The organism is Rhodococcus sp. PAE-6, assembly GCF_025290685.1.
In the GTDB taxonomy this organism is placed as follows: Bacteria; Actinomycetota; Actinomycetes; order Mycobacteriales; family Mycobacteriaceae; genus Rhodococcus; species Rhodococcus pyridinivorans.
On record NZ_JAOCLZ010000001.1, the window covers coordinates 335364 to 358785 of the forward strand.

A 23422-nucleotide genomic window follows, 5' to 3' on the forward strand; every position below is an offset into this window, starting at 1 on the left:
CTACTTCGACGTGTTCCAGCTCGCACCGGCACCCAGTGCCACGCGCGGACACTGTGCGCGCAGCCCGAACCACTACCGAAACAGTGTGCAGCCGCACCGGTGAACCGAGGGACGTTCGTCCTTCACGTGGAAGACAGCGTGGAAGACAGCGGCACCCGATTCGCCGGGTCGACTCGCCCGCAAGCTCGGTCACTCCAACGCCGCACACTGCGCGCTGTTGCCCGGCAACGCACTCGAAGCGCTGGCAGGCCTTGCAGGACGACGCCAGGAGTCGGGGCGGATCTGCCCCGCCGACGCGGATATGTCGGGCATGCCGCCCACGCTCATCCAGGTCGGCTCGCACTAATTGTTCTTGTGGACGCGGAGTCGATGGCCGACCGTCTCGCCGACGCCGGTATGGCGTGCGATCTGCAGGTCTGGGACCGGCAGGTGCACATATTCCAGGCCGCCGCGGATCTGCTACCCGAAGGAGCCCGCGCGATCGGCGAGATCGGACGGTTCGTTCGCAGCACCGTGCCCGGCTCCCGCTGACGCGCAGTCAGCCGGGCGCGGGCGGAATCTCCGAATCGGGGGCGAGCACGGCGGCGCCGAGCCAGTGGCACAGCGCCAGCGCGTTCTCGAGGTCGAGCCGACACTCGCGGACACTGTGCCCGATCTGCTCCTCCGCCTTGCTGATCCGGTAGGCGACCGAGTTCCGGTGCAGATGTAGTCTTTCCGCTGTGGCGACGAAACTCCCTCCGCTGGAAAGGAATTCCCGCAGCGTGTGCCGCAGTTGCGCGGCAGCGGGATCGTCGGCGGCGAGGCGACCGAGCACATCCCCCACCCAGCCGCGGGCCCACTCGAGATTCGTGCACATCAACGCGACCGCGCCGACCTCGTCGATCGAGACGAGACGCGGACCCGGCAGCGCCGATGTCAGAGCCACCTCCCGCGCCTGCGCCGCCTGCCGATGGGTGCGGACGAAACCGTCGATCCCCTCCTGCGGCGCGCCGACGGCGACACCGACAGGTCGCTGCCATGCCGCGACGATCCCGGACAGTCCCCTCGGGTCGATGCGATCGACCGTGCCGAGCGGGATCCATGCCCAGGCGGTGTACTCGTCGAACTGTTCGAACAGCACCCGACCTCCCCGCCCGAGATGTTCGGCCAGAGTCGTCACTGCCTGCTCGAGACCGTTCCATTCGGTGCCGGACCGGTCCCCACCGACCACCTCGATATCGTCCGTCCAGACGATCACCCCGAGGTGGCGCTGGCCGAGCCGGTAGCCGAGGGTGTGCTCGGCGTCCCCCACCTCGATCGGTCGTCCGGCCAGGATGTCCTGGATGCGGGCGGTCCGGGAGGCGTTGCGGTTGAGCAGCCAGGTATCGCGCTCGGTCTCGTAGACCCCGAGCAGCTTCTGCGACACCCCGTCGATCCCCGCGGAGAGTTTCATCAGGATCTCCACGCCCGCCTGCATCACTGCCGCGGCGTCGTCGCTGAGTCCGGCCAGCACCTCGAGGCACCAGCGCATGATGCTGTCCTGCGCGAGCCGGTTGCTGCGGTCGACCACCGAGACGGGGAATCCCTGTCGGGCCAGCATGCGCACCAGCGAGTAGGACGCCGCCGGGATCTCGATCTCCTCGAGGTCGTCCCGCAGGAACCGGGTCATGGCTGCGACGCCTTCCTCCGCGGCCTGGGCGAGGGAGCGGCGGGTGTGGCGGTCGGTGGACACCGCCTCGATCTCGGCCGAGATCCGCTCGGTCATGTACTGCGTGATCTCGGCGTGCCGCGTCGTCGACAGGTCGGCGACCGCCTCGATCAAGGCACGCGTGGCAGGTCCGGGATCGCCCACGCTGTGGGTGTCCTGTCCGATCTCGTGAGGATTCATCGTGTCCGATTCCGGAGGCTACGGCGTCTGTCCGAGTGCACTGCCTTGCCGAGCGCACCGCCTCGACCGTAACGGCTCGGGACGGGCCGCCACCGCGGATCGGGGCGTCCCTCGGGCAACGATCATGCCGACACTCACGCCGGGTGTTGTCCGGACCCGTCGGTTGCGCCGCCTAACCTGTCACGGTGAGTGAATCAGGCCGAGCGCGGTTCGGCGCGATGGAGGACGCGTTGGTGCGGGACGACCGCCTGCGCCTGTTCTCGTTCGCGACGGCCGAGAAAAGGGTGCACTACCTGTGGGTTCTGCGCGCATTCGATCACGCGCGCGGCAACTACTCGGTGCTGTTGCACGCCGGCGACGTCGAGAACGTCCTCACCCGACTGCCCGGCGCGAGCGGCGACGACGTGCCCGATTCCTCCGAGATCCCGGCGCTGCTCGAGCAGCTGCACGCGTGGGGTGTGCTCGAACGCAGCTACGACGGATCCCGGGCAGCGACGCTCGCCGAGTACCGCAACCGGCACTACGTCTACCAGTTCGGGCAGGCGGGCTACCGGGTGTTCCGCGCCGTGGAGGACGTGTTGTCCTCCCGCGGGGAGGACGTCTCGCTGTCACGTCTGGCCCTTCCCGATCTGCTTGCCGATCTCAACGATCTCGCCGACGCGAACGCCGCCGGCGACGGCGAGCTGGTCTACCGGAAGTTGAGCCGCCTCGACGCGACGTTGTCGGACATGGCCGAGCGCGCCGCCCGTTTCTATCTCGTCCTCGGCGAGCTGGTGCGCACCACCGAGGTCACCCCGAAGACCTTCCTCGCCCACAAGGACGCGCTGCTCACCCATATGCGCGAGTTCAGCACCGACCTGGCCCGCTACGCCCCGAAGCTTTCCACGGCGCTCGACCGGGTACAGGCCACCGGGGTTCAGAAGCTCAGCGCGGCCGCGGCCCGGCACGACGAGCGGGTGCTGCTCTCGTTCGAGGAACGCGAAGCGGACTGGGCGCAGCGCTGGTGGGGCGTCGAACACTGGTTCGTCGGTGTGGGCTCCGAACCGAGCGAATCCGAACGCCTGCGCGGCGCGACCATCAACGCGATCTCCGCGGTGCTCGGGCTGCTGCGCCGGCTCACCGAGCAGCGTCGCGGGGGTGTCAGCCGCGAGTCGCAGCTGCGGCATCTCGCGGGCTGGTTCGCTGCCGCGCCGTCCGAGGAGGCCGCGCACGCACTGTTCGATGCGGTGTTCGACCTGGGCCGGCCCCGACACTTCTCCGTCGCCCATCCCGATGCCGACATCGTGCCGGTCACCCGCTCGTGGTGGGAAGCGCCTCCCGTGGAGATCGCCCGCACCCTAGCCGAGACCGGCCGGCGCCCCGCAGCGGGAGCGCCGGGGCGGATCCAGCGCAACGACGCCGGAGTACGGCGGCTGCGCGAGGCGCAACTCGAGAAGCAGCGTCGCCGGGCCGAAGCGGCGCGTTCCCTCGCCGCCGGAGGGGTGCGCGAACGGAAGCTCAGCGAACCGGAAGCAGAGGTGCTGTTGAGCCTGCTCGACGCCGCACTGTCGGCCCGCGTGCCCGTGAGCGGGCGGGTGCGCAGCGACGATGCGTCCTCTGGTACGCAGAACGGCGTCAAGCTCACCCTCCGACCGAGCGGCGAGTCGACGGTGGTGCACACCGCGCGCGGGCGCCTGTATCTCGACGGTCTGTCGGTGGAGGTGCGATGAGGGCGCGTTCGATTCCGTCCGTCGAGCTGGATTCGTATCAGCGCGCCGCGCGGCTGGTACTCACCCACCACCTCGTCACCGCGACCTTTCCCGACCGGTCGGCGCTGGCGACGGTGCGCCGCTGGGCCACCGAGCTGCGGGAGGATCTGCTCGCCACCTTCGGATACCGGCTCGAGGTCACCGAGACCACCGCGCGGCTGTTCACCGTCGCCGATCGCCTCGACGCGGGGGCGGGCACGTCGACGCACACCGGCCGGCCGTTCGACCGGCGCCGCTATGCCTATCTCGCGTTGGCGATCGCGGCGCTCGGTCGCGGCGCCGGGCAGATCACGCTGTCCGAACTCGCCGAGCACGTCGCGTCCGAGGCGAGCCGGGTGGACGGTGTCGAGCTCGACACCGAACGTGCCGCCGATCGCGATGCCTTCGTCGATGCCGTGACCTGGCTCGGCGTGCGCGGGGCGATCACCCTCGCCGACGGTGATGCGGGCAGGTGGGCGAGCGATCCCGACAGTGGTGAGGCGCTCTACGACGTCGACCGCGTGGTCGTGCATGCCCTGTTCCGGCCACCGCGGGCGTTGCAGCACCTCGAATCGGTGCGCGGTCTGCTCGGCAATGCCGGTGCCCCGCAATCGGATACGGCGGAGGTCCGGAGGCGGGTGCGACGCGCACTGGTGCAGCGTCCCGTGGTGTACGCCGACGATCTCGACGACGACGAAGCGCTGCAGTTGGCGTTGCCGCGCACCACCGACGAAGTAAAGTTGCTCACCGGCCTGGTGTGTGAGCGTCGCGCCGAAGGTGTTGCGCTGGTGGATACCTCGGGACGACTGTCAGATGTACGGTTTCCGAACACGGGGACGGTCGCGCAGGTCGCGCTGTTGCTGGCCGGGGAGATGTGCGATCGCGTCCTCGATCCCGACGCCCCTGCCCCACCCCGGATACCGGTGCCCGCACAGACACAGGACGCCCTTGTCGCGGCGGTCGATTCCGCGATCCCGAGGTCGACGGTGTTCACCCCGCTCGCGGCGTCCGACACCCCGATCCCCGACGAGCAGGAGCAGGACGACGCCGCACGCGCCCCGCTCGAGCATCCACTGCTCGAGGATTCGTGGCTGGCGGGCACGGTCGGTCGTCTCGTCGACATCTACGGCCGGACCTTCGCCGCGCAGTGGCAGGCCGACCCCGCGGGACTGGCCGAGGCCGCGGTGGACATGCTCGATCGGCTGCGCCTGGTGACCCGGGTACCCGGCGGGGTGCTCGTCCTGCCCGCCATCGCCCGCTTCCGCGGCGTGACGGTCAGTGTGCGCGAACGGGATCCGGAGATCGACCTGTTCCCCGCGACCACCCCGCCGACAGTCCCCGCCCCCGATACCACCACGACGGAGATCTCATGAGCAGCGCCCGATTCCGCCCCACGCGTGCCGGGATCATCAATCTGTGGGACTACCGCGACCAGGAGTTCTCGTTCGCCGACGGACGACTCGTGCTGCGCGGACCGAACGGGTCGGGCAAGACCAAGGCGCTCGAGGTGCTGTTCCCGTTCGTGCTCGACGGCCGGATCGAACCGCGACGCCTGAACCCGTTCGCCGGCGAGGAACGCACCATGCGCTCGAACCTGCTGTACCGCGGGCAGGACAGCGCCCACTCGTACGTGTGGATGGAGTTCTGCCGCGGCCGCGCCGACGACCCGGAGGCCGTCACCGTCGGTATCGGGATGCGCGCCACCCGCGGCAACGACAAGGTCACCCGCTGGCATTTCGTCGTCGACGGCCGTGTGGGAGTGGACTTCTCGCTGCTCGACGACGAGGACCGACCGCTCACCCGCAAGCAACTGGTCGATCAGATCGGGGCCGACGCGATCACCGATCGTCCCGTCGACTACCGGGCGGCGATCGACGCGCGCATGTTCGGTCTGGGCGCGCAACGCTACGACCAGCTGATCAACCTGATCCTCACGCTGCGCCGCCCCCAGCTCGCCAAGAACCTCGACCCGAAGGGCCTGTCGCAGGCGCTGACCGACGGCCTTCGTCCCCTCGACGACGATCTCATCGTCGAGGCCGCCCGCTCGTTCTCCGCGATCGAGGAGGTCGAGCGCACCCTCGAATCCCTCGCGGCCGCCGACGATGCGGCGCAGCAGTTCGTCAAGGTGTATTCGAAGTACATCCGGCAGCAGGCCCGTACCGCCGTCGACAAGGCCGCCACCCGTCTCGGGGTGGTGGACACCGCGGTGCGGTCGCTGCGTGAGGCGGCCGAGGCCCGCACCGAGGCCGCCACCGCACGCACGGCCTCGGAGGAACAGCTCCTGGTGGCCGAACGTGACCACGAACAGGCACGCACCACCCTCGAGGCACTGCACCGCTCCAGCGCCTACGAGGGCAAACAGCAACTCGACGACCTCGCCTCGGCGGTGAAGAACCTCGAGCGCACCACCGCCGCGCAGGCCGAGCAGGCGAACCGCGCCCAGGCCGTCGTGGCCGACCGGCTCCGCGACCACGACAGTGCCCGCGACGCGCTCGAGACGGCGACGGCGGCACGTCGTCGCGCCGAGGACGGGCTGAGTGCGGCGGCCGAGGACGCCGGCATCACATGGACCGGTCTCGACGGCATCGAACGGACCGAGCAGCTCAGCGCGGCGATCGACGCGCTCGCCGAGGAACGCGACGCCGACGTGCGCGTGGTGCGCAGCGCACTGTCCCAGCTCGACGGTGCCGCCGCTGCGCGGTCGCGGGCCGAGGCTGCCGCGGTGCGTGCTCGCGCGCAACGCGACACCGCGTCGGCCGCGGTGGAGGCCGGCGAGACCATGGTCGAGCTGTCCCGCAGCGAGGTCGCCGCCGAGCTGGGCCGGTGGTGGTCCGATCGCGCCGAGACCTTCGCGGCTGTGGGCCTGTCCACCCCGGTATTCGAGGCGCTCGACACCGCCTTCGGCACCGTCGGTCAGGACGATGCCCCGTCCCCGGCGGCGGTGTTCGCCGAGCACACCGGGCCCGTGCTCGACGACCTGCGGTTCCGGCGTCGCGTGTGCGGCGCGGAGATCGAATCGCTCGGCACCCGGATCGCCGAACTCGAGGCCGAACGCACCGCCGTCGCAGCCGAAAGTGACGACGCTCCCCCGACCTTCCCGGCCCGCACCGGCAACCGCGACGATCTCGTCGGCGCGCCGCTGTGGCAGCTCGTCCGCTTCCGCGACGACGCCTCGGCGCAGGACGCCGCCGGTATCGAAGCGGCCCTGCAGGGCGCGAACCTGCTCGACGGGTGGATCACCGACGGCGTCGGCGACCTGCCGGACATCGAGTCGGAGCAATTGTTGGTGCCGCTGGCACCCGGGCACCGGCCGAGCGGTCCCACGCTCGCCGATGTACTCGTTCCCGAAACCGACACGGCCGTCCCCGAGGAACGGGTCGCCGCGGTGCTGTCGTCGATCGCATGGGCCACCGATCCCGGCCCGGACGCGCGGGTGTCGGTCGATGCGCACGGTAGGTTCCGGCAGGGAGTGCAGCTCGGTCGCCACGTCAAGGAGCAGGCCGAGTTCATCGGAGCCACCGCCCGCGCCCGGCGGCGGCAGCGTCGCATCGTCGAACTCGAGACCACCATCGCCGAGTGCCGAGCCGACGTGGCGTCGCTGCGCGAGCAGGATCGCGAGATCGGCGACCGGCTCACCGCACTCGACGAGGCCGTGAAGTCGTTGCCGCGCACCGGATCCGTGTTCGCCGCGCTACGCAAGGTCACCGAATGCGCCGGCGCGCTGCGGACCGCATCCGAATCCGCATCCGCCGCCGACCGCGATCTGGACCAAGCGATCGCCGCGGTCGCCACCAAAGAACAGCACCTGCGGTCGACGGCCGGCCGACACCGGGCACCGCTCACCGCGACGGAACTCGACAGTCTCGATGCGGCCGTGCGGCACTTCCGTTCGCAGGGCCAGGCCTTGCAGCGCGCGCTGCGCGAGCAGGTCACCTGCGGTGATCGCCTCCGCGACAACGACGTTCGCCTCGACGAGGCGCGGGTCTCCGCCGAGAATGCGGCCGAACTCGCGGCGGAGAACGCCGAGACGCTGGCCAACGAGCAGCAGAAGCTCGAGACGCTACGCGAGTCGATCGGGGCGAGCGCCGACCGAATCGATGCCCAGCTCGACGAGGCCCGGCGCCGAATCGAGGCGGCGAAGACCGCCGAGCGGACCGCACGTAAGGCCCACGAGTCGGCGCTCGAGCGGATCGGCAAGGCCGAGGCCGCCCACACGGGCGCCGAGCAGACACTGCGGTCGGCGCTCACCGAGGCCCGCGCCGACGCCGACGCCCTGGCTCCCTTCGCCCGCCGCGACCTGCTGACCCTGCTAGGCGTGGAGAGCGAGCACGTGTGGCCGTCCAGCGCCGCCGCATGGCTCGACGCCGATCAGCTGACCTATCGGATCCGGCAGTCCCCCGACGACACCGTCGACGTGCTGCCCACCGAGGTTGTCGCGTTGTTCCGGGCACTCGACGCCGCCACCGACTCGGTCACGGCCTCCGAGTCGACCCGCAAGTCCACCGCCTCTGCACTGACCTCCGCGCTGCAGGAGTTCGACGCCGAACTCGCCCGGGGTCGCGACTACCGCCTGCATTGGGACGCTGCCGACGGCATCACCGTCGTGCAGGTACAGGACGAACAGGGGTACACGTCCGTCGCGGCGTTCGCGCAGCGCATCGCGCGGGCGCGGCAGGAACAGGAAACCCTGCTCACCGACTCCGAACGGCGCATCCTCGAGGACGCGCTGCTCACCGGTCTCGCGCAGCAGATCCACGAGCGCACCGTCGACGCCCGCGACCTCATCGCCCGGATGGGCACCGAGATGCGGCAACGGCACATGTCCTCGGGCAACACCATCGGGGTGCACTGGGTGCTCGCCGACCATCTCGACGAACCGGCCCGGGCAGTGTGCAAGCTCCTCGACCGTGACGCGTCGATGCTGGCTCCGGAGGATCTGGCGGGGATCCGCGCGCATTTCGCCGCGCGGATCCGCGCGGAGCGGGCCGCGCATCCGGAACGGTCGTACCCGGAGATCCTCGCCGCGACGCTGGATTACCGCCGGTGGCGGGTGTTCTCGTTCAGCCTCGTCGGTGCGGACGGCAGCGAGGACCGCCTCACCCCGGCCCGGCACTCGGCGTTGTCCGGTGGCGAACAGTCCGTCTCCCTGCACCTGCCGTTGTTCGCCGCGGCGCACGTGATGCTCGATTCCGCCGACCCGCACGCGCCGCGTCTGCTCGCCCTGGACGAGGCGTTCGCCGGTGTCGACGACACCGGCCGCAGCGAATTGCTCGGCCTGTCCGTGCAATTCGACCTCGACCTGTTCATGACCGGTTTCGACCTGTGGATCACCTACGCCGGCGTGCCGGGGTGCGCCCATTACGACCTGTCGCATTCGGTGGCCGAGCACACCGTCGCCACCACGCTGCTGGTGTGGTCCGGTGGCGAACTGCTCGCCGAGCACGACGGGTCGGATCTGGAGAGCGCGCTCGGATCCCCGCGCACCCGACGGATCACACGCCCGGTGGAAGGAGCCCTCGAGTTCGCATGATCATGACGACGGTCACTACGGCGTGTTCCTCCTCGATCGAGGCTCTCACCTGCGCCGCGGACCTACGATCCGGAAGATGACGAGGCTTCGGGTATCCAGACTCATCGTCGGCGCCGCGACCGCGGTCGGGCTGCTGCTCGGCACGAGCCCCGCGGCAGCGGCACCGGCACCGGCACCGGCACCGGGCGCGCGGGTGACCGCGTCGCCGGACGGTTTCGCGCTCGACGATCGGGCCTGGTGGCCCACCGGGTTCAACGCCTACCAGCTCGCCACCGACTGGTCGGTGAACTGGGGATGCGGAGCGATGGTGGACCTCGACGCCTATTTCGGTACGTTGCCCCCGAATTCGCTCACCCGCTTCAATCTCTTCCAGGCGCTCGCCGTCAACCGGTTCACCGGGCAACTCGACTTCGGACCGATGGACGCGGTCTTCGCCGCGGCCGAAGCGCACGATCAGATGCTGCTGCCGGTCCTGGCACCACAGGACGGCGCGTGCGAGGACGAGGTCTTCAAGGGACGGCAATGGTACGTCGACGGGTGGACCGAATTCACCCCGGGACACGAACAGGTGGTGATGAGCTACCGGGACTGGATGCACACCGCCGTCGCCCGCTACCGGAACTCACCATCCCTCGCAGCATGGGAACTGGTCGGCGAACCGGAGACGAGTTCATGCACCGACCCCGCGTGCCACTGGTGGACCCGGTCGTGCGAGCCCGGCGCCGCGCAGGTGCTGCGCGACTTCTTCGACACGGCCGGAGCCGAACTGCGCGCCGTCGACCCACACACCCTGATCACGGCCGGCTACACCGGGGGCGGTCAGTGCGGCACCCAAGGTGACGAGTACCAGTTCGTCAGCGCCTCCCCCTATGTCGATGCCGTGCAGTACCACGACTACGGCGCCGACGGCCTGCCGTTGCCCGGCGATCAGTGGAACGGTCTCGCCCGGCGGGTCGCGCAAGCCGCAGCCGTCGGAAAGCCGTTGCTCGTGGCGGAGATCGGTGAGCTCGCCGGGTCCTGCGGGTCGCTCGGTGACCGCGCCGACCACATCACCACAAAGATCGAGGGCCAACGCGCCGCCGGGACCGCAGGTGCACTGCTGTGGGCGTTCGTGCCCGACCCGCGGGAAGCCGACTGTACCTACGACATCGGATTCGACGACCCGTTGTGGGATGTGGTCGAGGACCTCGGATCCCTCGAACCCTCCACCCTCCCGAACGCGCAGTTCTCTCCGTAAGAGCAGTCCTCACACATCGACGGTGAATCCGAGATCCACATCGCACGCGGCCTGCCCGGCGCGGATCCCCCAGCTCTCGGTCGGGATGTCGCGCACGATCACGGTCACGTGGTCGGCAGGAATCGCGAATGCGCCGAGCCGCTCGGTGATCTCGCGGTAGAGGCGCCGCTTGGCGTCCACGCTGCGCCCGGCGAAGCAGTCGACGATCACGAGGGTGTAGAGCTCGGGCGATGTCAGGGTCGGCGGCACCGCGAAGCGTTCGGGTTCGTGAACCACGAGCCGGATGTGCTTGTCGGCCTCCGGAATCCGGAAGGCGGCGACGAGCGCGTCGTGGACGGCGTCGATCATGCCGGTCTCGACCTCGCGGTCGTGGCGGGTGCGAACCTCGATGAGCGTGCTGGGCATCCGACACTTCTACCCGTCGGAGAACCCCTGTGCAACCTCGTGGGGCAGGTCGTCACCGATCCGCCGCGCCGGTCCCCAATCGGTCGCCGTCGCGGATCGGGAGCGCACGTAGTTCGGCAATGCGTTCATCAGCCGTGCCTGCCGTGCCTCGACCGCTCTGATCGAGTGTTCCGTGGCGGGCCAGTGCTGGGCGAGCAGTTCGTAGGCCACACGGCCGAAGAACATGCCGTCGATGCCGGCGAGGACGTGGGCCATGTGATCGTCGAGGTCGTCGTCCGCGACATCGGTGTGCGGGCACGAATGTCGTCCGACGATCGGCGGCCCCAGCAGGCATGCCGGCGATTCTCCGGTGTCGCCGCAGGTTGCCCACGCACACCCGGCCCACGAGCGCGGGATGCATCAGATGTCCGGGCGGATCCATCAGGCTGCTGACCCGAAGGAAACGGTCGACGACCACGGGATCGTTCTCGGCCGCGGCCAGGACCCGCGCCACTTACGCGTTGCCGAGTCGCGTCTGCACGCTGCGGGGTCCTTCGACTTCGGGCAGCGCGAGGTCGGAGCCGATCGCGAGCTGCCACGCAACACCGATCGGTTTCTTCGCGGCCCGGAAGAACCTGCGGGACAGGTCGTCCTCGTCGAGGGGTTCGGCGGTCCGGAGCGCGGCCACCACGTGGTCGGGTGCGTACGCCTCCACGGCGAAGATCATGCCGCCCAGGCTCGGTGGCGGTTCGCGACCGGCCATCGCAGCGACCGTGAACAGCCACATATCGTTCTTGTAGCCGAACAGCGCCATGCCCGCCGGACGTCCCGACACAACACCGATCAACACCATCTTCTCCATCGGTGTGCCCGGCGCGAGTCGTAGCAGCCGGCTGCGGTACACGACGTGGACGACGACGTGCTCTTCGACCGGTCGTCGGTAGCCGAGTTTCTCTAGACCCGCCGGGGTGCGGGCGCCCCGTCCCATCGCGTCGACCACCAGATCGGCCGTCATGATCCGAACACCGTCGCGGCTGCCCACCTGCACCCCGGTGCCCCGGCGGCGGTCGGGTGTCGTCGTCAGGGCGCCGACGTTGTGTCCGTCGAGGAGGGTGATGTTCGGGATGGCGCGGACGCGTCGCCGGACATGGTGTTCGAGCAGCGGCCGACTCGGCACGTAGGTGGCTCGACGGTCGCGGAAGCGACGGTTCTCTGCACCGGACGGGAGGACGTCGCGTTCGACGACCGTCACCGCGTCGTAGGACTCTGCCGGCGCACGGGCCGCGAGCAGACCACCGACGCTCGCGCCCAGAACGATTGCATGGTCCCCGGTCTTGTCCATCTCGTCATCTCCGTCGTCCGGTCGACTGTCGCACTCCGTGCCTGTACACGAAGTCTGTGGTGGCGATCGTCGAGGGTCGCGAGTAGCGCACTACTCGATTCGGAATCCGGTTGACCGACCGCGGCGGCACTGCTTCGATCGGTGCCATGAGCGACCGCACGCGCCTGACCCGCAAACCCGAACGCGGCACCGACGATCCGGCGGTGCTGCACCGGCTTCTCGACGAGGCCCGCATCGCGCACGTGGGTTTCGTCCGCGAAGGATCGCCTGTGGTGCTGCCGATGGCGATGGGCCGCGACGGGGACCGGTTACTGCTGCACGGCTCGACCGGCGCCGGCATGTTTCTCGCCGCGCGGTCCGGGATCGAGGTGTCGGTCGCGGTGACGCATCTCGACGGGCTCGTCTTCGCCCGGTCGGCCTTCGACCACAGCATGAACTACCGCAGTGCGGTGTTGTTCGGTGTGGCCACACCGGTCGCGCCGGGCGAGAAGGAACACGCATTGAAGGTGGTGACGGAGCATCTGATTCCCGGTCGGTGGGACGAGGTCCGGTCGCCGACACCGAAGGAACTGGCCGCCACCACGGTCCTGGAAGTGCCGCTCACCGAGGTGAGCGTAAAGGTCCGGGCGGCCGGACCGGGAGAGGACGCCGGGGACGGTGAAGACCACTCCGTGTGGGCGGGAGTGGTGCCGTTGCGGACCGTCGCCGACGATCCGATCCCGTCACCGATCACCGGGTCCTCGACCGCGTTGCCACGCTCCGTGCGCGCATTTCTGTGACATCGAACGGGCTTTCCGTTGTGACATCGAAGGGGCTTTCCGTCGTGTCCGCCCCCGAATCCGACATCGGTGATGAAAGGATGCCCGCGTCGAAGGAACAGATCGGAGTCGCCGCGAGTGCCATCAACGTCCGTGTCCGTGAAAGCCGCACGCAAGCGGCTCGGTGAGCTGGTCCGGGAGGTCAACGACGAGACCGTCGCCGTCGAGATCGTCGGCAAACGCGGCACGGGCGTCCTGATCTCCAAGGACCGCTATGCGGCGCTGCAGGAGGCAACCTTCCTGCTCCGCTCCCCCGAACTAATGGACAGCCTGCGCCGGGAGATGCAACGTTCGCTCGAGGCCGCCGCGTCGACGGGCCGGCGGCAGCCGCCGGCTGCTCGCCGGCGCGCGAAGAACAAGAAGAAGCGCAAGAAACGGCGTCGCGCCCGTTGACCGTCTCCATCCCGTACATCTGCACACCGCCGCCGAGCACTGCGGCCGGGCGGTGCAGATGCCGTAAGTCTCGCCGCGAGGCGGTGAAAGCGGTCGTCCAGCTCGCCGATCCCGACTGGTCCAGAATCGACCGAGACCGGTGTTGTTCGCGAAATCCGTTGGGAACTCGCGAACAACACCGGTCTCGATTCGTCAGTATCGGGCGGTCAGGTGCCGCAGAAGGTCCGGAAGGACTCGGCGAACGAACGCGGTGCGGGCGAGACATATTCGTTCCACTCGGCACGCGCCTCGAAGGGATGTGTGACGACCTCGAGCAGCTTCGCGAACGGCTCGAGGTCGCCGCCGGTCGCTGCCTTCAGCGCGGCGTCGACCTGATGATTGCGCGGGATGTACAGCGGGTTGACGCGGTCCATCGCCTCCGCCCTCTCCCCTGCTGCCCGGTCGTCCCGCTCGGCCGCGGCGTGCCAGCGTTCGAGCCACGGCGCCGAGCGCTCACGCGGCACGAGTCCGTCGAGGGGTGCCGGATTGCCGCGCAGTTCGTCGGCGAGGACACGGAAGGTCACCGTCCAGTCGGCGCGGTGCTCTTCCAGCAGCGTCAGCAGATCGTCGACCAGTTCCTGATCGAGAGAGTCCTCCGGGAGACCGAGTTTGGCGGCCAGACCGGACCGGTAGTGACGCTCGTAGCGGGTGTCGAAACTGTCCAGAACAGCGGTGACCGCGGCGATCGCCGCATCCGGAGTCGAATCGACGAGTCTGAGCAGGGTTTCGGCGAAACGCGCCAGATTCCACTTCAGGACGGCGGGCTGGTTGCCGAACGCATAGCGCCCGCTGTGGTCGATGGAACTGAACACCGCCGCCGGATCGAAGGCGTCGACGAAGGCGCACGGACCATAGTCGATGGTCTGCCCCGAGATGGTGGTGTTGTCGGTGTTCATCACCCCGTGGACGAAACCGACGAGCATCCACTGCGCCACCAGCGACGCCTGCGCCTCGACCACGGCGGTGAACAAGCCGAGGTAGCGGTTGTTCTCACCGGTCTCCGGCAGGTCGAGCAGATCCGGATAGTGCCGGGCGATCGCGTGGTCGGCCAGTGCGCGCACGACCTCTCCCTGCCGCGCCGCGAACTCGAAGGTCCCTACCCGCAGGTGGCTGGCTGCGACACGCGCCAGCACCGCGCCGGGTTCGGCGCCCTCGCGGTAGACCGGCCGACCGGTCGCCACCACCGACAACGAACGGGTGGTCGGAATGCCGAGCGCGTGCATGGCCTCGCTCACCAGATACTCGCGCAGCATCGGCCCGACGACCGCGAAGCCGTCCCCACCCCGGGAGAAGGGAGTGGGACCCGAACCCTTGAGATGCAGATCGACGCGGCCACCGTCCGCGTCGACGAGTTCACCGAGCAACAACGCCCGACCGTCGCCGAGCAGCGGAGCGTATCCGCCGAATTGATGTCCGGCATAGGCCATCGCGACCGGCTTGGCACCCGCCGGCACCTCCGCGCCGGCCAGGACGGCGACGCCGTCGGCGCTGCGCAACGCCGCCACGTCCAGTCCCAGCGACACCGCGAGGTCCTCGTTGAGCGCGAGCAGTTCCGGGTCGGGGGCCTCGGCGCCCTGCCACGGCACCGACAATCCGCTCAATTCGTCAGCGAAGGAACTGCCGAGACCGGATATCGTGGTGTTCGTGCCGACGGGGAAATCCGGAATCGCAGTCATCCTTCGAGGGTAACCGTGTGAGACCGACGCATGTCGCGGGCGAGGAGCACGCAGGTGGAGCCCGGTCACCGGCGGCGCATCATTCCGTCCCGGACCGGGTATCCGCCCCCGTGCACACCGACCCGGACGATCCTCGCCGTCCCATCCGGCGGATCCAGGTCCGCGACGTCGCCGAGCACCTCCGCGATGTCCTGCGATCCGGACCAGCGGACCGGCACGACCATGTGATCACCGGCATCAGCGACGATTCCCGGACGGTGCGCCCCGGCGATCTGTACGTAGCGCTACCCGGACACCACGCCCACGGCCTGGACTTCGAAGCCGAAGCCGCCGCCCATGGCGCGGTCGCGGTGCTCAGCGACCGGCCGTCGCGCCTGCTGCCCGCCTTCGTGGTCGATCGACCGCGCGACGTGGTCGGCCCGTTGGCGTCGTGGATCCTCGGGCATCCCTCCCACGACCTGCAGGTCCACGGCATCACCGGCACCAACGGCAAGACGAGCGCGACCTATCTCCTCGACACCGCACTCGCGGCCACCGGCGTGGTGACCGGCATGATCGGCGGGGTCGTCGTGCGCGGTCCGGCCGGCACACGACCCGCGACCCGCACCACTCCCGAGGCCTCGGTCGTGCACCGCACGCTTGCCGAGTTCCGTGACCAGGGCGTGCAGGCGGTGACGCTCGAGGTGTCCTCGCACGGCATCAGTCAGGGCCGCGTCGACGGTGTGCGGTTCCGTACCGTCGCCTTCACCAATCTCGGGCCCGACCACCTCGACTTCCACCACACGATGGAGCAGTACTTCGCCGCCAAGGCGGCACTGTTCACCGCCGACCGCACGCAGACGGCCGTGGTGAACATCGACGACGAGTACGGGCGACGTCTGGCGGCCTCCGTCGACGTGCCGCTGTGGACGCACTCGACCTGCGATGCCCGCGCCGACGTGTACGCGGACTCGATCCGGTGCGATCTCCACGGCACCTGCTTCACCGTGCACACGCCGGCCGGGAGTGCGCCGGTGCGACTGTCGCTGCTCGGACCACACCAGGTGGCCAATGCGCTGACGGCGCTCACCTCGGTGGCCGCCGTCGACGGCGACGTCCTGCAGGCCGCGGCGGGTCTGGAGACCCTCGCGGGTGTGCCCGGTCGGCTCGAACGCGTCGACGCCGGTGAGGGTGTTCTCGCGCTCGTGGACTACATGCACAACACGTCCGGGCAACGCGAACTGTTGCCCTTCCTCCGGTCGCTCGCCCCCGAGCGGCGACTGGTCCTCGTGATCAGCGCGACCGGAGAACGCGATCCCGGCAAGCGATTTCCGCTCGGGCACACCGCCGCGACCTACGCCGACGTGGTGGTCGTGACCGACGACAGTCCCCTCTCGGAGGACCCGCGTGTGCTCAGGGATGCGGTCGCCGAAGGTGCCTTCGCAGCGCGCAGCGCCCGCGTCGTCGTCGAGGCCGACCGACGTCGCGCGTTCGATATCGCCGTCGCCCACACCGGCCCCGGAGACGTCGTCGTCGTGGCCGGACGCGGATGCGAGCCACGCCTGGTCTCCGGGGACACGGTGCGGGTGTTCGACGACCGGGACGAACTGCGGCGCGCGCTGCACCGCACGCACCGGAGGTCCACCTCGCGCGTGCCCCGCTGCTGAGGACTGCCGGGTTCCTAGGCCTGCAGGCCGGGTTGCCCGGACAGGATCGTGAACGACGCCGCCGTCGACACCGGCGCGTCCGGTTCGGTGACCGTGTCGAGCACCCGGAAGTCGGCGTGCACGGCGTCCGGGGTGATCGTGGTACGCACGTAACCGCGCCGGTCGTTGTGGAACTTCAGGTGCGGGTTCGCCGGCATGTGGTCGACCTGCGTCGCACCGGTTCCGTTGCCGTTCGACGTGATCGACGTGCACACCAGTTCCGAACCCACTACCGGCGCGTCGGGATCGGTGAAGTCGACCTTGATGTCGTTGGCCCAGTGCCGGTGCACGTCGCCGGTGAGCACGACGGCGTTGCGTACCGGCGACTCCACCCAGCCCTGGGTGATCCGACGACGTGACGCCGCGTACCCGTCCCAGCCGTCCATACTCACCTCATCGGTGTCGGGGCTCGGGTCCTTGTCCTGTTCGGCGAAGAACACCTGCTGGCCGAGGAAGTCCCACTGTGCGGTGGAGGTGCGGAAACCGTCGAGCAGCCACTGTTCCTGTTCGGTCCCGGTGAGTGTTCGTGCCTCGTCGTGACGTTCGGCGACGTTCTTCTTCCACCCGTCGTCGGCGGCCTGGTCGTCGCGGTACTGACGGGTGTCGAGCATGTGGAAGTTCGCGAGAGTTCCCCACTGGATCCGCCGGAAGATCTTCATGTCGTGCCCCGCCGGTGCCGATGAGGGTCGCAGCGGCATGTTCTCGTAGTAGGCCTGGAATGCGGCGGCGCGGCGGGCGAGGAAGTTCTCGGTGGTGTCGTTGCCCTGAGCGGCGTCGGTGTTCTCCGGAATCGTTCCGGCCCAGTTGTTGTCGACCTCGTGGTCGTCCCACACCACCAGCCACGGTGCGATCGCGTGCGCGGCCTGCAGATCGGCGTCGGCCTTGTACTGGGCGTGACGTTGCCGGTAGTTCGCCAGGGTGGCCGTCTCGGGTCCGTCGAGCGAGCGGACGAGACCGGTGTCGCTGGTGTAACCGCCGCTGGTGTACTCGTATTGGTAATCACCCAGGTGCAGAACGAGATCCGGGTTGTCCTCCGCCATGCGCCGGTACGCGGTGAACCAGCCGTGTTCGTACTGCGCGCAGCTCGCGAACGCCATCGTCAGAGCCGCCGCGGTCTCGGTGGGCGACGGTGTCGTCAGTGCCCGCCCCACCGCACTCATGTGGTCGCCGGTACGGAACCGGTAGAAGTACTCCCGGCCCGGACGCAGTCCGAACAGTTCGACGTGCACGGAGTGGGCGCTGTCGGGGACGGCTCGTTCCTCACCGCGTGCGACGACGCGAGTCATCTTCTCGTCCTCCGCGACCTCCCACTGCACGGTGACGGGACGGTTCGGCATGCCGCCGAGTCCGTCCTCGGCGAGCGGGTCGAGCGCGAGGCGGGTCCAGATCACGAATCCGTCCGGCGCCGGGTCGCCCGATGCGACACCCAGCAGGAAGGGGTCACCCTTCACTCCCGACGCGCTGGCGCGCCCGTATCCGGTGACACCGACGGAGGTGGCTGCGGTGACGATGCTGATTCCGAGTCCGGCCGACAGGAACGATCTGCGTGACAAAGGCATGGTCACGGAAAGTAGTGGCCGAATCCCCTTCGCACGGAATGCGTTACCGAACGCAGGGAGAACACTCGGAAACATTTGGGGATACGCCGACAGGGGTCGGCAGCACCGCGTCGAGGTCTACGATGAGGAGGGGCCTCGAACGGAGGAGACTGTCATGGTTTTTCCCGCACTCACCCATGTCGCCGTCACCGTCTCGGATCTGGCTGCGAGCACCGCCTGGTACTCGAACCTCTTCGACGCCACACCCGTCCTCGACGAGGACGACGAATCCGGCACCTTCCACCACGCGGTCTTCGCACTCGACGGCGGCACCCTGTTCGGCCTGCACACCCACCCCGGTTCGCCGGCGCAGACGTCCTTCGACGAACGGAACACCGGGCTCGACCACATCGCGTTCGGTTGCACCGCCGACGAGCTCGGGAAGTGGCGCGACCGGCTCGACAGTCTGGGTATCCGACACGGGGACATCAAGAACGCCTCGTACGGTTCCGGGCTGTCGTTCCGCGATCCCGACAACATCGCGCTCGAATTCTTCGCGCCGCCGAGCTGATCGCCTTCGCACACCGGCGGAGATCCACCGCGGCTATATCCCCAAGTAGACGAGAGTCGTGCGTGCACATCTCGTCGTTACGCCTCGGCGTGTTGCGACGAGATGTGCACTCACGAACCGGGATTCAGCGCAGGTTCACACCGAGCAGCGCGTCGACGGCGTCGGCGAACAGGCCCGGCGCCGCAGCGTCGGCGCCGCCGCGCTCGACGGCGAACTTCGCCCACCCGTCGAGGGCGTCGAGGGCCTTGGGGGTGTCGAGGTCGTCGGCGAGGTGCTGGCGCAGGCGCGCGACCGTGTCCTCGGCGGAGGCGGCCGACGGCAGCGCCGCCGCCCGCTTCCACAACGCCAGTCGCGCCTCGGCGGCGGCGAAGACCTCGGACGTCCACGGACGGTCGACGCGGTAGTGCCCCGACAACAGCCCGAGCCGGATGGCGGCGGGGTCGACACCTTCCCCACGCAGCTTGGAGACGAACACCAGATTGCCGCGCGACTTCGACATCTTCTCGCCGTCGAGGCCGATCATGCCGGTGTGCACGTAGTGCCGAGCGAAACGCCGGTCGCCGGTGACGGCTTCGGCGTGCGCGGCGGAATACTCGTGGTGCGGGAAGATCAGGTCGCTGCCGCCACCCTGCACGTCGAAGCCGGAGCCGATGCGGTTGAGGGCGATGGCCGCGCACTCGATGTGCCAGCCGGGGCGTCCGGCACCGAAGGGCGACGGCCAGGCCGGTTCGCCGGGACGCTCCGCGCGCCACAGCAGGGCGTCGAGCGGGTCGCGCTTGCCGGGGCGCTCCGGGTCGCCGCCGCGCTCGGCGAAGAACCGCATCATCGTGTCGTGGTCGTAGCCGGACTCGTAACCGAACTGCTCGGTGGCGTCGGTCCGGAAGTAGACATCCGGGTACTCGGCGTCGTCGACGATGTAGGCGGCACCGGAGGCGACGAGCTTCTCGACGAGTTCGACGACCTCGTTCACCGATTCGACGGCACCGATGTAGTCGCGCGGCGGCAGCACGCGCAGCGCCTCCATGTCCTCGCGGAACAGGGCCGTCTCGCGCATACCGAGGACGACCCAGTCCTCACCGTCGCGCTCGGCGCGTTCGAACAGCGGGTCGTCGACGTCGGTGACGTTCTGCACGTAGTGGACGTCGTGGCCGGCGTCGCGCCAGATGCGGTTGACCAGATCGAAGGTCAGGTAGGTGGCGGCGTGGCCGAGGTGCGTGGCGTCGTAGGGGGTGATGCCGCACACGTACATCGTTGCCGTGTCGCCCGGGGTGACCGGACGCACCGCTCGGTCCGCGGTGTCGAACAACCGCAACGGAGGCCCCTGACCGGGGACGGACGGGATCGCGACGTCGGACCAAGATTGCATGACTACGAGCCTAATGGAGTCGCGGGAGTGCTCCGCGCGGGCACCCGGGCGTGCGGCAGGCGAACGGCTGGGACGTCAGAAGGCGGGCCAGGGAATGCGCCGGTCGCCGCGCGGATGCGGCATCACGGGGTGTTCGAGCAAGCGGGTGATCCTGCGCTGCAGGGCACGCACCTCGATGGCGGTGATGTGCTCGCACAGCTCCTCGGCGAAGCCGCCGTCGAACCGGCGCAGCAGCTTGTCGAGGTCGGCGAGGAGGACCGGGTCGACCGGGTCGCCGCTCCACCCCCACAGCACGGTGCGCAGCTTGTCGTCCTGGTGCAGGCAGATGCCGTGATCGACGCCGTAGACGTGTCCGTCGAGACCTTCGAGGACGTGGCCGCCCTTGCGGTCGGCGTTGTTGAGGACGACGTCGAGCACCGCCATGCGCTGCAGGCGCGGATCGTCGGCGTGGACGAGCACCACCTCGGCGCCGTCCAGATCGCGGGCACGCAGGATCGGCAGCCACCCCTGCGCAACCGCACCGGCCGGGCACAGGTCCACCAAATCCAGGCGTTCCGTTCCGCCCTGCGCGGAGTCGACCGTGTCGATCCAGCGCTGCACCATGCCGGGACCGTACGGGCCGTCGCGCAGCACGGTGAGCGGGATGACGTCCCAGCCGAGTGCCTCGGAGATCAGGTACGAGGCGACCTCGCGTCCGGCGAGGGTGCCGTCGGGGAAGTCCCACAACGGCCGCTCCCCGCGGACGGGTTTGTAGACGCACCGCACCTCGGTGTCGCCGAGCTGCGCGTCGCACACGAGGGTCGCGTTGCTTGCGTGTGCGATCTGCCCGACGACGTCGAGGTCGCCGTCGGTCAGCACACTCCGCACGTTCGGCACCATCACGCGGTCAGCTTTCTTCCTCGCCGAACCACGCGGCCGGATCGAATCCGGGGGTACGCAGGTAACCGTTGGTGCGGACGCAGATGTGTCCGTCGGCGCCGATCGGTTCGCCGCACAGCGGGCAGGGCGCGCGCCCGGCCGAGACGACGAGTTCGGAGCGGGCCGCGAATTCGCGGGCCTGCACCGGTGTGAGGAATACCCGCACCGCGTCGGGACCTTCCTCGGTGTCGTCGAGCACCACGGACTCGTCGAGTTCGGTGTCGGTGACCGCGAGCAGCTCCACCACCACCGATCCGGCGTCGGCGTCCCAGCCCAGACCCATGGTGCCGACCCGGAACTCGGCCTCGATCGGTGTCACCAACGGGCTGACGTCGACCTCGGGGTCGTCGGGGATCACGGTGCCGAAGCGGCGCTGTACCTCTTCGAGCAACAGCCCCATCCGGTCGGCCAGGATCTGCACCTGCTGCTTCTCCAGAAGCACGCTCACCACACGGGACTCGTGCACGGCCTGCAGGTAGAACACCCGGTCGCCCGGTTCACCGACAGTGCCGGCGATGAACCGATCAGGTGTTCGAAACACGTGTATCGCGCGGGCCATCACACCTCCTCGAGTCCCCACACTCTGCCATGACGGACACTGCCATTATCCGCGTGCCGTCTCCTGTCGGTGCCCCTGCGGTGGGTCGCCGGGTTCCTCGACCGCGCCGGGCACTTCGCCGCCGGGCACGGACTTGGGTTCGGACGGCCCGGCAAGCCCGGACAGGTCCGAACCGGTGTCGTTCACGCGCAGCACGAACGGCCGGGTGTCGGTGTAGCGGACGACGCTGAGCGACGCCGGCTCGGCGACGATCCGCTGGAAGCTGTCGAGATGCGTCGCGAGCGCGTCGGCGAGGATCGACTTGATGACGTCGCCGTGGCTGCACGCGATCCACACGACGTCCTTGCCGTGCGCCTCGCGCAGACGCCGGTCGTGTTCGCGGATCGCAGCGACCGCGCGGGACTGCACCTGCGCGAGTCCTTCACCGTCCGGGAAGACCGCTGCGGAGGCGTGCTGCTGCACGACCGCCCACTGCGGTTCCTTGACCAGTTCCTTCAGTTCGCGTCCGGTCCACTGCCCGTAGTCGACCTCGGCGAGTCGCTCATCGACGACCGGTTCGAGTCCACGATCGGTCGCCAGCGGCTGCACTGTCTGCCGGCACCGCAGCAGCGGCGACCGCACGATCTCGGTGATCTCGAGCCCGGCCAACCGGGTGACGAGATTCTTCGCCTGGACGTGGCCGACCTCGTCGAGTTCGACACCGGGGGAACGACCGGCCAACACGTGCGAGGTGTTCGCCGTCGACCGTCCGTGCCGCAGCAGGATGACCGTCATGCGCCCAGCCTAGAGGTACCGCCTGTCGGCAGCCTCTCAGGTGGCGGAGACCACGCCGGTGGCGAGCAGTCCGAGCACGATCACGCCGAGGATCACGCGGTAGCCGACGAACCAGTACATCGAGTGGTTGACGACGAAGCGCAGCAACCAGGCGATCGCAGCGTAGCCGACCGCGAAGGCGATCACGGTCGCGACGAGCAGCTGCGCCCCCGAGGCATTGAGCCCCTCCCCGGCCGGTTCGAAGGCGTCCGGCAGGCTGAACAGACCGGAGGCGACGACGGCGGGGATGGCGAGCAGGAACGAGTATCGGGCGGCGGCCTCGCGGGTGAGCCCGAGGAACAGACCGGCGGAGATGGTGCCGCCGGAGCGGGACACGCCGGGGATCAGGGCCAGCGCCTGCGCCGAACCCATGATCAGGCCGTCCTTGAGGGTGAGCTGACTCACGTCGCGCCGCTGTTTGCCGAAGTACTCGGCAGCTGCGATGACGATCGAAAACACGATGAGCATGGTGGCGACGAGCCACAGATTGCGGGCGACGGTGCGGATGTCGTCCTTGAACAGCACGCCGAGGATGCCGATCGGGATGGTGCCGAGGATGACGTACCAGCCCATCTTGTAATCGTGGTCGGAGCGGTGCTCCTTGTGGAACAGGCCGCGGAACCAGGCCCGCAGGATCCGCCAGATGTCCCCGGCGAAGAACACCAGAACGGCGGCCTCGGTGCCCAGCTGGGTGACTGCCGTGAAGGACGCGCCGGCGTCCTCTCCGAAGAAGATCTCCGAGACGATCCGCAGGTGGCCGGACGAGGAGATCGGCAGGAACTCCGTGAGGCCCTGCACGATGCCGAGGACGATCGTCTGCAGCCAGGTCATCGATTCGCCGATCATGCGGCGACCCCCGGCACGAAGGCTGCGGTGGGGACGGATCGGTGGTCGCGGATGCAGGGAGCAGTTCTCACTCGGCGAAGGGTACGTGGAACCCGACCGGTCGGCGCGCCGGA

21 protein-coding genes are annotated in these 23422 nt (G+C 69.2%); 10 read left to right on the top strand and 11 right to left on the bottom strand.

Going from position 1 to position 23422, the window contains the following annotated elements; translation table 11 throughout:
* Positions 1–217 precede the first annotated feature (217 nt).
* Both NVV99_RS01550 and NVV99_RS01555 read left to right on the top strand, forming a co-directional pair.
* Positions 218–346, top strand: coding sequence for a hypothetical protein (locus NVV99_RS01550; protein WP_260782744.1), 129 nt, complete (start codon positions 218–220; stop codon positions 344–346).
* 23 nt (positions 347–369) lie between these two features.
* The gene (locus tag NVV99_RS01555; RefSeq protein ID WP_024100878.1) at positions 370–531 is read left to right on the top strand and encodes a hypothetical protein; all 162 of its coding nucleotides are present in this window, start codon (positions 370–372) and stop codon (positions 529–531) included.
* Positions 532–538: 7 nt separating this feature from the next.
* On the opposite strand, the gene NVV99_RS01560 is transcribed toward NVV99_RS01555, so the two are convergent.
* On the bottom strand, positions 539–1867 hold the full coding sequence (locus NVV99_RS01560; RefSeq protein WP_051424823.1) for a CdaR family transcriptional regulator: 1329 nt from the start codon (positions 1865–1867) through the stop codon (positions 539–541).
* 218 nt (positions 1868–2085) lie between these two features.
* Between NVV99_RS01560 and NVV99_RS01565 the strand changes: the two genes are divergently transcribed.
* The 4 genes from NVV99_RS01565 to NVV99_RS01580 all read left to right on the top strand — a co-directional run bounded on the left by NVV99_RS01565 (position 2086) and on the right by NVV99_RS01580 (position 10361).
* Complete coding sequence (locus tag NVV99_RS01565) at positions 2086–3576, top strand: TIGR02677 family protein (protein WP_041803338.1); 1491 nt, start codon at positions 2086–2088, stop codon at positions 3574–3576.
* On the top strand, positions 3573–4967 hold the full coding sequence (locus NVV99_RS01570; protein ID WP_024100875.1) for a TIGR02678 family protein: 1395 nt from the start codon (positions 3573–3575) through the stop codon (positions 4965–4967). Before NVV99_RS01565 ends, NVV99_RS01570 begins: the two co-directional genes overlap by 4 nt.
* Complete coding sequence (locus NVV99_RS01575) at positions 4964–9124, top strand: TIGR02680 family protein (RefSeq protein WP_024100874.1); 4161 nt, start codon at positions 4964–4966, stop codon at positions 9122–9124. Before NVV99_RS01570 ends, NVV99_RS01575 begins: the two co-directional genes overlap by 4 nt.
* Before the next feature lie 76 nt (positions 9125–9200).
* The gene (locus NVV99_RS01580) at positions 9201–10361 is read left to right on the top strand and encodes a mannan endo-1,4-beta-mannosidase (protein WP_024100873.1); all 1161 of its coding nucleotides are present in this window, start codon (positions 9201–9203) and stop codon (positions 10359–10361) included.
* Positions 10362–10370: 9 nt separating this feature from the next.
* Here the strand turns inward: NVV99_RS01580 and NVV99_RS01585 are convergent, their stop codons facing one another.
* From NVV99_RS01585 to NVV99_RS01595, 3 genes are all read right to left on the bottom strand, one after another.
* Positions 10371–10766: a tautomerase family protein gene (locus NVV99_RS01585; protein WP_024100872.1), complete on the bottom strand. Its 396-nt coding sequence runs from the start codon at positions 10764–10766 to the stop codon at positions 10371–10373.
* A gap of 9 nt (positions 10767–10775) precedes the next feature.
* On the bottom strand, positions 10776–11021 hold the full coding sequence (locus NVV99_RS01590; protein ID WP_024100871.1) for a hypothetical protein: 246 nt from the start codon (positions 11019–11021) through the stop codon (positions 10776–10778).
* A gap of 238 nt (positions 11022–11259) precedes the next feature.
* Positions 11260–12087: a hypothetical protein gene (locus NVV99_RS01595; protein ID WP_024100870.1), complete on the bottom strand. Its 828-nt coding sequence runs from the start codon at positions 12085–12087 to the stop codon at positions 11260–11262.
* 146 nt (positions 12088–12233) lie between these two features.
* Between NVV99_RS01595 and NVV99_RS01600 the strand changes: the two genes are divergently transcribed.
* The gene (locus NVV99_RS01600) at positions 12234–12866 is read left to right on the top strand and encodes a pyridoxamine 5'-phosphate oxidase family protein (protein WP_051424912.1); all 633 of its coding nucleotides are present in this window, start codon (positions 12234–12236) and stop codon (positions 12864–12866) included.
* A 138-nt stretch (positions 12867–13004) separates the two neighbouring features.
* On the top strand, positions 13005–13298 hold the full coding sequence (locus tag NVV99_RS01605; RefSeq protein ID WP_006551987.1) for a type II toxin-antitoxin system Phd/YefM family antitoxin: 294 nt from the start codon (positions 13005–13007) through the stop codon (positions 13296–13298).
* A gap of 206 nt (positions 13299–13504) precedes the next feature.
* On the opposite strand, the gene NVV99_RS01610 is transcribed toward NVV99_RS01605, so the two are convergent.
* Positions 13505–15013 carry a YdiU family protein gene (locus NVV99_RS01610; protein ID WP_024100867.1) on the bottom strand — a complete coding sequence of 503 codons (1509 nt, stop codon included), beginning with the start codon at positions 15011–15013 and terminating at the stop codon, positions 13505–13507.
* A gap of 17 nt (positions 15014–15030) precedes the next feature.
* Here NVV99_RS01610 and NVV99_RS01615 point away from each other — a divergent pair, with 17 nt between their 5' ends.
* Positions 15031–16659 carry a Mur ligase family protein gene (locus NVV99_RS01615; protein WP_231911934.1) on the top strand — a complete coding sequence of 543 codons (1629 nt, stop codon included), beginning with the start codon at positions 15031–15033 and terminating at the stop codon, positions 16657–16659.
* A gap of 14 nt (positions 16660–16673) precedes the next feature.
* Here NVV99_RS01615 and NVV99_RS01620 read toward each other — a convergent pair whose 3' ends face one another.
* Positions 16674–18257, bottom strand: a complete 1584-nt coding sequence (locus NVV99_RS01620; protein WP_024100864.1) for an alkaline phosphatase — start codon at positions 18255–18257, stop codon at positions 16674–16676.
* A gap of 154 nt (positions 18258–18411) precedes the next feature.
* Between NVV99_RS01620 and NVV99_RS01625 the strand changes: the two genes are divergently transcribed.
* Positions 18412–18807: a VOC family protein gene (locus NVV99_RS01625; RefSeq protein ID WP_024100863.1), complete on the top strand. Its 396-nt coding sequence runs from the start codon at positions 18412–18414 to the stop codon at positions 18805–18807.
* Positions 18808–18931: 124 nt separating this feature from the next.
* Here NVV99_RS01625 and mshC read toward each other — a convergent pair whose 3' ends face one another.
* The 5 genes from mshC to NVV99_RS01650 all read right to left on the bottom strand — a co-directional run bounded on the left by mshC (position 18932) and on the right by NVV99_RS01650 (position 23306).
* Positions 18932–20173 carry a cysteine--1-D-myo-inosityl 2-amino-2-deoxy-alpha-D-glucopyranoside ligase gene (mshC, locus tag NVV99_RS01630; protein WP_024100862.1) on the bottom strand — a complete coding sequence of 414 codons (1242 nt, stop codon included), beginning with the start codon at positions 20171–20173 and terminating at the stop codon, positions 18932–18934.
* 75 nt (positions 20174–20248) lie between these two features.
* Positions 20249–21052, bottom strand: coding sequence for an SCO1664 family protein (locus tag NVV99_RS01635; RefSeq protein WP_041803336.1), 804 nt, complete (start codon positions 21050–21052; stop codon positions 20249–20251).
* A 7-nt stretch (positions 21053–21059) separates the two neighbouring features.
* Positions 21060–21650, bottom strand: coding sequence for a DUF3090 domain-containing protein (locus NVV99_RS01640; RefSeq protein WP_006551966.1), 591 nt, complete (start codon positions 21648–21650; stop codon positions 21060–21062).
* 45 nt (positions 21651–21695) lie between these two features.
* On the bottom strand, positions 21696–22424 hold the full coding sequence (locus tag NVV99_RS01645; protein ID WP_024100860.1) for a histidine phosphatase family protein: 729 nt from the start codon (positions 22422–22424) through the stop codon (positions 21696–21698).
* Between the two features lie 36 nt (positions 22425–22460).
* Positions 22461–23306: an undecaprenyl-diphosphate phosphatase gene (locus tag NVV99_RS01650; protein ID WP_174556291.1), complete on the bottom strand. Its 846-nt coding sequence runs from the start codon at positions 23304–23306 to the stop codon at positions 22461–22463.
* Between the last annotated feature and the right edge of the window lie 116 nt (positions 23307–23422).